This is a genomic window from Halovulum marinum (genome assembly GCF_009697225.1).
GTDB lineage: Bacteria > Pseudomonadota > Alphaproteobacteria > Rhodobacterales > Rhodobacteraceae > Halovulum > Halovulum marinum.
In genome coordinates this window covers 84,195-96,666 of sequence record NZ_WIND01000011.1, presented here as the reverse complement: position 1 = coordinate 96,666, position 12,472 = coordinate 84,195, and the positions used below count along the sequence as shown (strand labels likewise).

Annotated in this window: 16 protein-coding genes and 1 pseudogene; 8 read left to right on the top strand and 9 right to left on the bottom strand. The window is 66.8% G+C overall.

The window, feature by feature from the left end:
- Window positions 1–25 precede the first annotated feature (25 nt).
- Entirely contained in the window at window positions 26–1,195 is a 1,170-nt protein-coding gene (locus GE300_RS13935; RefSeq protein WP_154447174.1) for a TIGR03862 family flavoprotein, read from the bottom strand.
- 20 nt (window positions 1,196–1,215) lie between these two features.
- Here GE300_RS13935 and GE300_RS13930 point away from each other — a divergent pair.
- Window positions 1,216–1,362: pseudogene (locus GE300_RS13930) on the top strand (HNH endonuclease); the annotation flags it as partial.
- A gap of 72 nt (window positions 1,363–1,434) precedes the next feature.
- Entirely contained in the window at window positions 1,435–1,800 is a 366-nt protein-coding gene (locus GE300_RS13925; protein ID WP_154447173.1) for a PadR family transcriptional regulator, read from the top strand.
- Window positions 1,801–2,464: 664 nt separating this feature from the next.
- Here GE300_RS13925 and GE300_RS13920 read toward each other — a convergent pair.
- On the bottom strand, window positions 2,465–3,433 hold the full coding sequence (locus tag GE300_RS13920) for an IS1595 family transposase (protein WP_154447172.1): 969 nt from the start codon (window positions 3,431–3,433) through the stop codon (window positions 2,465–2,467).
- Between the two features lie 102 nt (window positions 3,434–3,535).
- On the opposite strand from GE300_RS13920, the gene GE300_RS13915 reads away from it, so the two are divergent.
- From GE300_RS13915 to GE300_RS13900, 4 genes are all read left to right on the top strand, one after another.
- Window positions 3,536–3,766: a DUF6471 domain-containing protein gene (locus GE300_RS13915; protein WP_154447171.1), complete on the top strand. Its 231-nt coding sequence runs from the start codon at window positions 3,536–3,538 to the stop codon at window positions 3,764–3,766.
- Window position 3,767: 1 nt separating this feature from the next.
- Window positions 3,768–4,616: a hypothetical protein gene (locus GE300_RS13910; RefSeq protein ID WP_154447170.1), complete on the top strand. Its 849-nt coding sequence runs from the start codon at window positions 3,768–3,770 to the stop codon at window positions 4,614–4,616.
- A gap of 260 nt (window positions 4,617–4,876) precedes the next feature.
- Window positions 4,877–5,431: an ActR/PrrA/RegA family redox response regulator transcription factor gene (locus GE300_RS13905; protein ID WP_154447169.1), complete on the top strand. Its 555-nt coding sequence runs from the start codon at window positions 4,877–4,879 to the stop codon at window positions 5,429–5,431.
- A 138-nt stretch (window positions 5,432–5,569) separates the two neighbouring features.
- Complete coding sequence (locus GE300_RS13900) at window positions 5,570–6,118, top strand: hypothetical protein (protein ID WP_154447168.1); 549 nt, start codon at window positions 5,570–5,572, stop codon at window positions 6,116–6,118.
- A gap of 15 nt (window positions 6,119–6,133) precedes the next feature.
- Here the strand turns inward: GE300_RS13900 and GE300_RS23710 are convergent, their stop codons facing one another.
- The gene (locus tag GE300_RS23710; protein WP_325063235.1) at window positions 6,134–6,502 is read right to left on the bottom strand and encodes a Smr/MutS family protein; all 369 of its coding nucleotides are present in this window, start codon (window positions 6,500–6,502) and stop codon (window positions 6,134–6,136) included.
- Between the two features lie 282 nt (window positions 6,503–6,784).
- Entirely contained in the window at window positions 6,785–7,447 is a 663-nt protein-coding gene (locus tag GE300_RS13890; protein WP_154447166.1) for a Tim44/TimA family putative adaptor protein, read from the bottom strand.
- 104 nt (window positions 7,448–7,551) lie between these two features.
- Here GE300_RS13890 and GE300_RS13885 point away from each other — a divergent pair, with 104 nt between their 5' ends.
- Window positions 7,552–8,094, top strand: a complete 543-nt coding sequence (locus GE300_RS13885) for an FxsA family protein (protein ID WP_233417022.1) — start codon at window positions 7,552–7,554, stop codon at window positions 8,092–8,094.
- 50 nt (window positions 8,095–8,144) lie between these two features.
- The gene (secB, locus tag GE300_RS13880; protein WP_154447165.1) at window positions 8,145–8,669 is read left to right on the top strand and encodes a protein-export chaperone SecB; all 525 of its coding nucleotides are present in this window, start codon (window positions 8,145–8,147) and stop codon (window positions 8,667–8,669) included.
- A 204-nt stretch (window positions 8,670–8,873) separates the two neighbouring features.
- Here the strand turns inward: secB and dnaQ are convergent, their stop codons facing one another.
- Genes dnaQ through GE300_RS13855 form a run of 5 tightly spaced genes read right to left on the bottom strand, consistent with a single transcriptional unit; the run spans window position 8,874 to window position 12,420 of the window.
- A complete protein-coding gene (dnaQ, locus tag GE300_RS13875) occupies window positions 8,874–9,560 on the bottom strand; it encodes a DNA polymerase III subunit epsilon (RefSeq protein ID WP_154447164.1) in 687 nt (228 codons plus the stop codon).
- Entirely contained in the window at window positions 9,553–10,152 is a 600-nt protein-coding gene (coaE, locus tag GE300_RS13870; protein WP_325063234.1) for a dephospho-CoA kinase, read from the bottom strand. The genes dnaQ and coaE overlap by 8 nt, the downstream gene beginning before the upstream one ends.
- The gene (locus GE300_RS13865) at window positions 10,149–10,985 is read right to left on the bottom strand and encodes a shikimate dehydrogenase (protein ID WP_154447163.1); all 837 of its coding nucleotides are present in this window, start codon (window positions 10,983–10,985) and stop codon (window positions 10,149–10,151) included. Before GE300_RS13865 ends, coaE begins: the two co-directional genes overlap by 4 nt.
- The gene (locus GE300_RS13860; RefSeq protein WP_154447162.1) at window positions 10,982–11,599 is read right to left on the bottom strand and encodes a Maf family protein; all 618 of its coding nucleotides are present in this window, start codon (window positions 11,597–11,599) and stop codon (window positions 10,982–10,984) included. The genes GE300_RS13865 and GE300_RS13860 overlap by 4 nt, the downstream gene beginning before the upstream one ends.
- Window positions 11,596–12,420 carry a pyruvate, water dikinase regulatory protein gene (locus GE300_RS13855; RefSeq protein ID WP_154447161.1) on the bottom strand — a complete coding sequence of 275 codons (825 nt, stop codon included), beginning with the start codon at window positions 12,418–12,420 and terminating at the stop codon, window positions 11,596–11,598. The genes GE300_RS13860 and GE300_RS13855 overlap by 4 nt, the downstream gene beginning before the upstream one ends.
- Window positions 12,421–12,472: the final 52 nt, after the last annotated feature.

The window sequence follows — 12,472 nt, the reverse complement described above, 5'->3', positions numbered from 1 at the left end:
TCGCCCACCTTACGCGGGCCCCCAGTCAGGGCAAGGCCGCGCGTGCGGCGGCGAGACCGGCCACCCGCCCGGTGGCCAGGCAGGTGGTGATCAGGTAGCCGCCGGTGGGCGCGTCCCAGTTGATCATCTCGCCGGCGCAGAAGGTACCGGGACGGGCGCGCAGCATCAGATCCTCGGTCAGTTCGGACAGCGGCACGCCGCCGGTGGTCGAGATCGCCTCGTCCAGCGGCCGCGGACCGCTGACCGCCAGCGGCACCGCCTTGATGCGCGCGGCCAGCGCCGCGGGGGCGTCGGGCAGCGGCCCCGACTCGCGCAGCAGCGCGGCCTTCACCCCCTGCAGCCGGATCGCGCGGCGCAGGTGGTTCGCCAGGCTGGCCTTGCCGCGCCTGCGGGACAGGCGTTCGGCCAGTTGCGCCGCGCCCTGCCCCGGCATCAGGTCCAGCAACAGCCTGCCCGAGGCCAGCAGCGGCTGCGCGACGGCATAGACCGCGCTGCCCTCGATGCCGCGGGCCGAGACGACGAACTCTCCGGTCACCGACGCATCGCCCGCCGTCAGCGTGACGGGTTTCACCGGCGAACCGAAATGCCGGGCCATGTGCGGCGACCAGTCGACCGCGAAGCCGACGTTCGACGGGCCGAACGGGCTGAGCGGCACGCCCGGCAGCAGCCCGGCCCAGCGCCCGTCGCTGCCCAGCCGCGCCCAGCTTGCGCCGCCCAGCGCCAGAACGACGGCGCCTGCCGCCACCTCCCGAACGCCTCCGGGCGTGTCGAAGGCCCGGCCCCCGGTCCAGCGCCAGCGGGTGCGCAGATCGACGCCCGCGCCTTCCAGCCGGGCGATCCAGGCGCGCAGCAGCGGCGAGGCCTTCATCGCCGAAGGAAACACCCGCCCCGACGATCCGGTGAACACCGCCTGCCCCAGGCCGCGCGCCCACTGCTGCACCTGCGCCGGGCCGAAATCGGCCAGCGCCCGGTCCAGCGCCATGCCGGCGCTGACGCGGGCGCGGAACGCGGGGTCCGGCTCGTCCATGGTCAGGTTCAGCCCGGATTTCCCGGCCATCAGGAACTTGCGGCCCAGCGTCGGCTTCTGCTCGGCCAGCAGCACGCGCGCACCCTGCCCGGCGGCGGCCTCGGCGGCCATCAGCCCCGCCGGCCCGCCGCCGATCACGCAGACATCGGTCTTGATCCGCTCGCCCATGGCGCGCGTATAACAGAGCGATGACGGATGACCAGCAGCAGGACGATCCGATCTGCGCGCTGTGCGGCCGGCCGATCCCGCCGCACGCGAAACAAAGCGTGCATCACCTGGTGCCGAAGCTGAAGGGCGGCAAGGGCGGGCCGACGGTGTTGCTGCACCAGATCTGCGGCCTTATGTAGCAAAAGCACCAAGCGCGGCGCATACCGATATGCCAATATCGGCCTATGGAAAACATCCGCTTGGGCCGCATATCCGATACTAGCATCACAACGGCGCTACTGCACCTGCGGGCCGAGATAATCCGTGAGGGCCAGGACGGGCTTGCGCACGTGGAGGCCCTGTTGCGCCTTCGTGGCGTGGACCCCGGCGACTACTACGTCCCGCAGAAGGTGCCCAAGCACTTCGCCCGCAACAAGCTGCGCACGGCGCTGCTAGGGGAACTGAGGGAAGGCCCAAAGACCGGGCCAGAGTTGGCGCGGGCAGTGGCGGCGCAGAGCCCCGGCCTGATGTACAAGCAGGCTTACAAGCGGGTGTATGTGGCGCTACACGCTATGCAGCGCGCGGGGCTGGTGACGCATGAGGGGCGGGTGTGGTGTCAAGTCTAGGAGACTCTTAGTAGTTTTAGTGATATCCACAACCTGTGCTTCACATCGATCCAGACGACCAAAGTCTTTTTAGTCTCTTCTGCGGGCGGCTCCCGCCTGAATCCTTAGTGCACATCGGGCGGATACCATCCGAAGTCAGGATAAAGCTCGGCTGGGCATCTAGTCGAGTGCTGGTATCTCACAGAGACGCGATGAAAATTCGGCACCACGCAGATCACTCCATGTCTCCAGAAAGTGCTTTAATTATAAAGAACTTGGTAAAGTATGGAGACTTTTATAGGCAACACGACAGGGGAGCGCCCATGCAAATAGTTGGTGTATTGCATGATCACCCCCAGCCAAAGCGATGCCACTATGCTGTCATGGCAAGGGATGATGCAGACACCGGAATTTTCTTACGGACGTTCTACAGGACAAGTAAGATGAGCCGTTCCAAACTGCGGGGCGCGGAGGTTCTTCGAGATTTCAGTAAAATCGGATATTTCAAGTAGGTGGAGGGGGACCCACAAGCTCCCCTAAGCACCCAAAGGCCTTTCGGCCAATGATGGCGGACGTGGGCTTTACCGCATTCTCCACGAATCAGAGTATAGCAGATAATGCCACCCGGTCTATGATTTTATCGTTGACAATAATTGCGATTTGAGTCTCGTCTTGATTCTTTTCGTTAAACCGCACGCTGCCAGTAGCCCTTGAAGTCCCGGCTAACCGGCGCGGCCAGAGCATTGCCGAGGGCGCGCAATGTCAGGCCCTTGTTGCCCGTCTCGCGATGATCTTCCAGCCAAGCGGCGTGGTTGGCGTACTGGTGCAGGTACTTGGGCGAAACCCAATGGTGCTGGCCCGACACCATGCGGCGCAGGCGGGAGAAGTAGCTTTCCACCCAGTTGGTGTGCTTGCCGTGACCGGCGCTGTACTCGACCGAGTGGTTCACGCGGCCACCGCCGAACGTGTCTTCCAGAGTGTCCCAGTGGTGGCCCTCGTCGGCGTAGATCGATGCGGCGGGGTCCAGCTTGTCGAAGGCGATTTCCACGCCCTCGGCTTCCTGCTTGCGAACGAACGGCAGGGTGCGGCCCATGCGCTCACGGAGGGCGACAACCACGCGGCGGGTGGTCGGACGGTTCTCGGTCCGGCGGCGGTCCTTGCGGTCTTCCTTGCGGTTCTCCAGGCGGGCGTGGCCACCGAAGTACGCGCCGTCAATCTCAACTTCGCCATCCAGGCGGGCGTCTGCAATCTCACCCGCCAGCGCCTCGCGCAGCTTGTGGGCCAGAACCCAAGCCGTCTTGTACTGGACGTCAAGGGTGCGGGAGAACTGAACCGAGGACATGCCCTTGGCGTTGCTGACGAAGATGCAGATCGCGGCCAGCAGATCCACGAAGTCCAGTTTGCGGCTGGCGAAGATGGTGCCCGAGGTCACGGAAAACTGGTGACGGCACTCTTTGGCGCGACACTTGAACTTGCGGCGGGTGGCAATCTCATAAGCCTCACAGCAACCGCAGCGGGGGCAAACAGCCTCGCCGCCGGTAGAAGCCCAGCGGATGTTCTTGAACGTCTCGTAAGCAGCTTCCTCGCCCGCCTTGTAGATCGCTTTCAGGGAAAGCGTCCGGGCGGCTGCGCTGAGAAGGAAGTGCTGTGCCATTATCATTACCTATGATGCCTATACCCTATAAATAGGGGTTACAAAGCATCATTACAAGGGCTATATCCCTATAAATAGGGATTTAACCACCGAGGTAGTGATATGCCGAAAGCGCAAACAGACGCAGAATGGTCGAGCCGAGCTAAGAATTTACTTAGGTCCGAACTCAAGAGAAAGGGTGTGACATACGCCCAATTATCTGATTTACTTGAAAAAATTGGCGTTCAGGAGAACGAAAAAAACATTGCGAACAAGATCAGCCGTGGCGTTTTTACTATGGCTTTCTTTCTGCAATGTATGGCTGCAATTGAGGTCACAGAAGTGAGGCTCTGAAATGGTTTCTTACGATGTTGAAGAACATGGGGACCGGCTTGTAATCACACTTGATCCAGGTGAGCCAGTCGGATTGGGAGACCTCGCGGACAGCTTTGCCTCTCTGGCCCGAATGTACGAGCGGCACTACCGCAGCAATGATGAGGCAGCGCCCAAATTGTTCGTCACGCGGCTGGAAACAGGGTCTGTTATTGCTGAGATTGCCCCCTACGGAATTATGATGGGCGGCATTGCCCTGATGGATGGCGGCATGATCGTTACAGATTTTGCGAACCGCGTCTGGCGAGGCATCAGCTACTTTTCTGGCAAGCGCGATGAAGTTCAAAAACTGGAACCGCCGACGAAAGAGGACGCCGCAGACCTTAAAGAGTTTATGAAGCCCCTCACGGGCAAAACGGGCGCGCGGCTAGGCGTCAAACATGCGCGTTACGATAAGATCGATGGCGATAAGCGCACGGTTGTCGAATACAATTTCGATGAAGCTGAAATAAACAAAGCGTCCATTAACATGGAGCAGGCCATCGCACTGCCAGCACCAAAAGTAGTACCAGACCCAACCGAAAGCGGTATCCGTAGTGAGGTGATGCTGTTCTTAGAGCAAGCGAACCGCGGCCCCGGCAAAGAGAAGGGCAGGACAGGTGATCGCGGGCGCATCCCTGAGGTGTCAGATAAAATTCTGCCGGTATATTTCCGTCAAAGCATCCAAGACTTGAAAGAAAAGATGATGCAGGGCGAGGAAAACCCGCTCAATCTGGTGTTTGTTGTGGATGTGCACGTTCAGCGAATTGATGGAGACCCCAAGGGTTACACGGTTGTCGAAATCCACGAAAGCAATCTGCGCGACGAATAGCTTGGTGCGTTTGCTACATAAGTCCGCAGATCTGCCACAACGAGATCCACGCCACGCTGACCGAGGCCGAACTGGCGCGCGACTACGCCACGCCCGGGGCGCTGCGCGCGCATCCGCAGCTTGCGGCGCTGATCCGCTGGCTGCGGCGCAAGGATGCGGCGTTCCACCGCCGCAGCGCCGGCCGCCGGCGCAGGCGCCATTCCCTTTGACGCTGCCGGCCGCGGCGCATAATGATCCGTAAACGGCAAAGGATAACAACAATGCCCGACACCGAATTCAGCGACCTCGGCCCGGACCGGTCCCTGCTGCTGGTCGACGACGACGAGCCGTTCCTGCGCCGGCTCGCCCGTGCGATGGAGAAGCGGGGCTTCGAGCCCACCGCGGTGCAGACCGTGGCTGAGGGCAAGTCGGTCGCCGCCACCCGCCCGCCGGCCTACGCGGTCATCGACCTGCGGCTGGAGGACGGCAACGGGCTGGACGTGGTCGAGGCGCTGCGCGAGAAGCGCCCCGACAGCCGCATCGTGGTGCTGACCGGGTACGGTGCCATCGCCACCGCGGTCGCGGCGGTGAAGATCGGCGCCACCGACTACATGTCGAAGCCGGCCGACGCCAACGACGTCACCAACGCGCTGCTGGCCCGCGGCGAGGACAAGCCGCCGCCGCCCGAGAACCCGATGTCCGCCGACCGGGTGAAATGGGAGCACATCCAGCGGGTGTTCGAGCTGTGCGACCGCAATGTCAGTGAAACCGCGCGGCGGCTGAACATGCACCGGCGCACGCTGCAGCGCATCCTGGCGAAACGTTCGCCGCGCTGAGATCGCCGCGATCGGGTGTTGCAATCCGCACGCTTCGCGTCTGAGGCATTTTCGAATCGCGTGACACAACCGATGACTTTAGTGTAAACGTGCGGAAAGTATTTCGGGGGCAGCATCCTAATGCCGAATGTGGAAACGATGTCCACGCGGGACTCGATCCCCAAGATCCGCACGCTCTCCAGCTATCGCCGCCGCACCGTCGACATCAACGTCACGCCGGCGAACAGCGTCGAGATCGCGGATCTGCACCGCTACATCTCGGACGTCCTTGGCGACGGCATCGCCTCGGTCGAGACCGTGCGCGACGTGCATGCCAAGCAGGGCTTCAGCATCTGGAAGGTCGAGGACGGCAAGGGCAAGACCTCGGGCGTGTTCGCGCTGTTGTTCCTGAACGACGCGGGGCTGAAGGCCCTGCACGAGGACCGCTTCGACGCCCGCGCCCCCGACATGGCGCATCTGGCCGACAACCCGCAATCGGTGGTGGCGATCTTCGCCTGGTGCTTCGTGCTGCGCGGCAAGGCCAAGGCGGCGCTGCTGAAGGTGGCGACCTGGCTGGACCTGTGCGGCTGGAACGAGTGCCCGATCTTCACCAACCCGGTCACGCCGCAGGGCTCGCGGCTTGCCGAGGCGCTGGGCTTCCGGCCGGTGCACGATCCGCGGCAGTCCGCGCTGCACGCGGTGATGTAGGCCGCCGAGGCGCGCTCAGCGTCGCCGCCTGAGATACACGTAATAGGCCCCGCCGCCGCCGTGCCGGTCATGCGCCGGGGAAGTCTGCAGCACCAGCGCCGACAGTGGCGGCTGCGCCAGCCAGTGCGGCAGTTCGTTGCGCAGCACGCCCTGGCGCGCGGGCGGGTCCATCGGATGGTCGCGCCGGCCCTTGCCGGTGATTACCAGCACCAGCCGCATTTCCCGTGCATAGGCATCGGCGAGGAACATGCGCAGCGCCGCGTGGGCACGCTGCGCGGACATGCCGTGCAGGTCGATCCGCGCCTCGGGCGCCAGCTTGCCGCGTTTCAGCCGGCCGAAGGTCTTGGCGTCCATGCGCGGCGGCGCGGTGCGCAGGCGGTCCATCGGATCGGGGCTGAGGCTGACGCGGACGCGGCCTTTCGCCGGCGTCTGTTGCGGGCGCGGGATCTGTGGCGGTGGCAGTGGCGGCGGCTCGGCCCGCGGCGGCGTCGTCGCTTCGGGGGGTGAGGGACGGTTCCGCGGCTCGGGCACGCCGGTGCCTGCGCCTGTGTCGCGCCGGCGCTTTTCGATCGGCGTCAGCGTGGCGCTGAACCGGTCCCAGAGGGCGCGTTCGTCCTCGGTCAGACGTCGGCGGGGTTTTCTGCGCCCGGACGCCATCCCACGGGGTCAGCCGCCGGTGGCGACCAGCAACCAGTTGGGGCTGTCGCTGCCCATCACGCGGCTGAAGGTCCAGACGTCCTTCTGGCGCTTGATCTCCTGCGGGTCGCCCTCGACCACCTCTCCGTCGGGGTTGCGCACGACCGAGGTCAGCTCGCCCACGAAGCGGACCGAGACGTCGCCCTCGCGCGTGTCGGGGTCGAAATTGGCGCCGACGATCTTCAGCTCGCGGATGCCCACGAAATTCGCATCGACGGTCAGGCCCCTGTCGGCACGGGCGAACACCGCCGACGAGAAGCTCTCGTACACCTCGGGGGCGAGGAACTGCTCCAGCGTGTCCAGCTCGCCGTTCTCGTAGGCCATCAGGATCAGCTCGTAGGCCTGGCGCGCGCCGTGAGCGAATTCCGACACCGAGAACCCGGGTTCGGCCTGCTTCATCTGCGCCAGCGCCTGCGCCGCCGGGCTTTCCGGATCGACGTGATCGGCGATGTCGTGATCGGTGCCGCCGCCGTCGATGACCTCGAAGCTGCGTGACCGCTCGACCTCGGGCTTGGTGCGGCCGCCCAGCGGTTTCTCGAAGCCGCCGCGCGTGCCCAGCACGTCGCGCAGCCGCAGGATCAGGAACAGGGCAACACCCGCCAGGACCAGGATCTGGATCAATTGCGAGCCCATAAGTGCCCTTTCGTGTTTCGCGTGGCTGAACGGTGGCGACGGGACGCCATGTTACCTATGTAGGGGGTCAGTCAGGCCAAGTCCATTGGCAGAGGGGAGGCAATTTGGCACGAGGCAGGTTCACCGCGCTGTTGTTCGCGGCCTTCGTCGCGGTTCCGATCGTCGAGATCGCGCTTTTCATCCAGGTCGGCGGCTGGATCGGCCTGTGGCCGACGCTGGCCGTGGTGGTGCTGACCGCGATCGCCGGCACGGCGCTGATGCGCGCGCAGGGGCTGGCGACGCTGGCCGAGCTGCAGCGGCGGATGAACGCCGGCGAGAACCCCACCGCGACGCTGGCGCACGGGGCGATGATCCTGTTCGCCGGCGCGCTGCTGCTGACGCCGGGCTTCTTCACCGACACCGTCGGCTTCCTGCTGCTGCTGCCGCCGGTGCGCGCGTCGATCATCCGCAGCGCCGCCGCGAACATCTCGGGGAAGGTCGCGGTGTTCCGCACCGGCGGCGGACCCGCCGGCCCGGGGCCGGGCGCGCATCCGGGTGCCGGTGACGGCAGCGACGGCCCGATCGACGCCGAATACCAGCGGCTGGACCCCGACGAGGTGGACGAGGACGGCCCGCGCGGCAGCAGCGGGTGGACGCGGCAGCGCTAGGGCGATAGACCGCGAGGCGAGCGAGTTTACACTGTATCCGCGAGGAACCCATGGCCGAACAAGACACCGCCCCGCAGCAGCCCGCCGGCGCCGAGCCCGGTCAGCAGCCGGCCCGCCCGAAGATGCAGGTGCTGGCCCAGTACATTCGCGACCTGTCGTTCGAGAACATCGCGATCCAGAAGGGCCAGAAGATCGAGGGCCAGCCCCAGGTGCAGGTGCAGGTCGCGCTGGACGCCAAGAAGTCCGGCGACAGCCAGTACGAGGTGATCCTGAAGACCAAGGTCGAGAACAAGGCCCAGGACGCGGTCGTGTTCGTGATGGAGCTGGAGTACGGCGGCCAGTTCCGGGTCGAGAACGTGCCCGACAACCAGCTGCACCCCTACCTGCTGATCGAGTGCCCGCGGATGATCTTTCCCTATGTGCGCCGGATCATCGGCGACATCACCCGCGACGGCGGCTATCCGCCGCTGAACGTCGACAACATCGATTTCCAGCAACTGTACGTGCAGGACCTGATGCGCCGGCAGGCGGCGCAGAAGGCCGACGGCAACGGCCCCGACACGCCACAGCAGTAGGCCGGGGCCGGTCCGCGACGGCACGCGGCGATACGCGACCGGGCCGCGGGCGATACGCCTGCGGCCCGGTCGCGTTCGGGGTTCCGATCGCGGCGGCGTGCGGATTGTGCGGCGAAGGATGCCGGTGCAGCACGGGTCCGGTATTTCAGGTCGTGGAAATCGACGGCGCCGGGCAGTCGAACATGGCGACCGTCGGACCGCGGCTCAGCCCGGCCAGAGCCCGCCCTCGGCCAGATCGGCCACGAAGGCCGCGTGCGCGGCGGCCTCGGCCTCGGTGCCGCGCGGCGGCAGCGGGCGCGGCCGCGGCGGCGGGGTGTAGTCGCGGCCGGCGTCGGCCGTGCCGCCGCCGCCCGAGACCACGCTGAGCACCAGGCCCGGCTGGCGGCCGCCGATCAGCTCCAGATACACCTCGGCGAGAATCTCGGAATCGAGCAGCGCGCCGTGCAGCGTGCGGTTCGAATTGTCGATCGCGAACCGCCGGCACAGCGCGTCCAGCGAGTTCTGCGCGCCCGGAAAGCGCTTGCGGGCGATCTCGAGCGTATCGAGGGCGACATCGGGCGCCAGCCGGCGCTTGCCGCACCAGCCCAGTTCGGCGTTCAGGAAGCGCACGTCGAAGGCGGCGTTGTGGATCACCAGCTTCGCGTCGCCGATGAAGTCGAGGAACTGCTGCGCGATCTCGGTGAAGACCGGCTTGTCGGCGAGGAACTCGGCGCTGATGCCGTGCACCGCGAAGGCCTCTTCGGGCATGTCGCGCTGCGGGTTGATGTACTGGTGATAGGTGTTGCCGGTGGGCATGTGATTGAACAGTTCCACCCCGCCGATCTCGACGATACGGTGGCCCTCGTCCGGGTTCAGGCCGGTGGTTTCGGTGTCGAGGACGATCTCACGCATGGCTGCCCCTGATGTTCTGCAGCACAGACTGGACGTCTGCACGCGCGGCTGCAAGGCCCCGGCCGGTGTCGATGACGTAATCGGCGCGGGCGCGTTTGTCGGCGTCGGGCATCTGCCGCTGCAGCAGCGCGCGGAACCGCTGGACGGTCATGCCGGGACGGGCCAGCGCGCGGGCGCGCTGCACCGCCTCGGGTGCGGTGACGACGACGACGGCGTCGCAGTCCGCCTCGGCGCCGGTCTCGTACAGTAGCGGGATATCGAGCACCACCACGTCGGCGGTGGCGGCGGCGACGAACGCGCCGCGGTCGCGCCGCACCAGCGGGTGCACGATCCGCTCCAGCCGGGGCAGAAGGGCCGGGTCGCGCCGGAGTTCCGCCGACAGCGCGTCGCGGTCGATGCCGCCGTCCCGCAGCGCCGCCGGCACCAGCGCCGCGACCGGCGCGACCGCCGGGCCGCCGGGGCGGTACAGCCGGTGCACGGTGGCATCCGCGTCCCAGACCGGCACCCCGGCGTCGCGGAACATCTGCGCGGTGGTGCTTTTGCCCATGGCGATGGAGCCGGTCAGGCCCAGGCGGAACGGCCGGCGGCTCACGCCGGCAGCACGGCCCGGCGCAGCGCGTCGTCGATCTCGGGCTTGACGCCGAACCAGCTTTCGAACCCCGGCGCGGCCTGGTGCAGCAGCATCCCCAGGCCGTCGATCGCGTTCAGGCCGCGGGCGCGGGCGCGGGCCAGGAACGCGGTTTCCAGCGGATTGTAGACGATGTCCACCACCGACGCGCCGTCGGGGGCCGCGTCGAGCGACAGGTTCAGCGGCGGCTTGCCGGTCAGCCCCAGCGCCGTGGTGTTGACGATCAGCCGCGCGCCGTCGGCGGCGTCGGCGGCGCGTTCCCAGTCGACCTGGACCATGCGGCCGCCGAAATGCTCGGCCAGCATCTCGGCCTTCTGCCGGGTGCGGTTGGCGATGCGCACCTCGGGCGCGCCGGCGTTCAGCAGCGCCGAGACCACCGCCCGCGCCGCGCCGCCGGCGCCCAGCACCAGCACCGGTCCGGATTTCGCCGACCAGTCGGGCGCGCCGGCGCGGACGCTTTCCAGAAAGCCGGCGCCGTCGGTGTTGTCGGCGTGAATCGCGCCGCCCTCGCGGAAGGTGACGGTGTTCGCGGCGCCGATCAGCGAGGCGCGGTCGGACACGGTGTCGGCCAGCGCCAGGATGGTTTCCTTGTACGGGATCGTCACGTTGACGCCGCGAAAGCCCAGCTTCGGCAGTGCGCGGATGCCGTCCTCGAAATTCTGCTGATGCAGACCGATGGGGATGTAGTATCCGTCGATGCCATAGCGGCGCAGCCAGTGATTGTGCAGGACGGGCGATCGGCTGTGAGCGATGGGCCACCCGACCACGCCGGCCAGTGGCGGCGCGCTGTCTGTCATTCCTGCATCACTCCCCTCGTTCTCAGGAACTGCAGCACCTCGAGCAGGGGCAGTCCCAGGACCGAGAAATAATCACCCTGCACACGGGAGAAAAGGCAGGCCCCGCCGGCCTCGAGCTTATAGCACCCGACTGTGGCAAGCAGGTCATCGCCGTGCCGGTCGAGATAGGCATCCAGAAAGGCGTCGGAGAACTCCCGCATCACCAGTTGCGCGCGGCCGATATGGCGCCAGACCGGGCGGCCGGCCTCGTAGACCACCGCCGCGGACAGCAGCTCGTGCGCCTTGCCGCGCAGCGCCTGAAGCTGCGCCCGCGCCGCGTCGAGATCCGCCGGCTTGTCGTAGAGCGTGCCGCCCTGCACCAGCACCTGGTCGGCGCCCAGCACCAGCCCGTCCGGGTGCTTCTGCGCCACGCGCTGCGCCTTCAGCTCGGCCAGGGTGTCGGCGATGTCGCGGGCCGGGGCGTCCTCGGCCAGCATCGCGGCCTTGACGGCGGCCTCGTCGACGCGCGCCGGCTGCGCCCGCAGCGGCACGCCGCAGGCGCGCAGCATCGCCGCGCGCGCCGCCGAGCCCGAGGCGAGCACCAGTTCGCGCCCGGGTGTCGCGGGCCCGGTCATCGCCGCGCGCCGATCATCTGGCGGACCGAGGCCGCGGTTTCCTCGATCGAGCGGCGGGTGACGTCGATCACCGGCACCTGGTAGCGGTCGAAGAACAGGCGGGCGGCGACCAGTTCCTCCTCGATGCGCTCGCGCTCGGAATAATCGCGGCTGGCGGGCTGGCCGAGGGCGCGCAGCCGCGTCTGCCGGACCTGCGCCAGCCGCGCCGCGCTGGCGATGAGCCCGACCACAGGTACCCCGGCGCGCAGCGCGGTCATCAGTTCCTGCGGCGGATCCTGCGCCGGCACCAGCGGCACGTTCGCCGCCTTGATGCCCTGGTAGGCGAGATAGATGCAGGTCGGCGTCTTGGAGGTGCGGCTGACACCGACCAGGATCACGTCGGCGGACAGCAGATAGTCCTCGGTCACGCCGTCGTCGTGCGAGATCGCGTAGTCGATGGCGGTGATCCGGTCGAGATATTCGGTGTCGACCTGGTACTGCCGCCCCGGCCGGATCGACGGCGCCACGCCAAGCACGCGGGCGATGCCGTCGAACAGCGGGTCGAGCAGCGGCACGCAGGGGATCGCGGCCGCCTGGCCCAGCTCGACCACCGCCTGCTTCAGATCGGGGTCGACCACGGTGAAGGCGAGCAGCGACGCGCGGGCCCGCACCTCGGGGCCGATCCGGTCGAGATCGGCGCGGCTGCGCACGAAGGGGTAGAGATCGAGATGGGGCTCGACGCAGCCGAACTGGCTGATCGCGGCCCGGACCGCGGCGCTGACCGTCTCGCCGGTGGAATCGGAGACGAGCAGGATCGAGATCCGCTCGGCAGGCTTCGTCATGGCGATTCCTCCCCTGGTCGATGTGGAGAAACGCGGGAAAACCGGCACATGA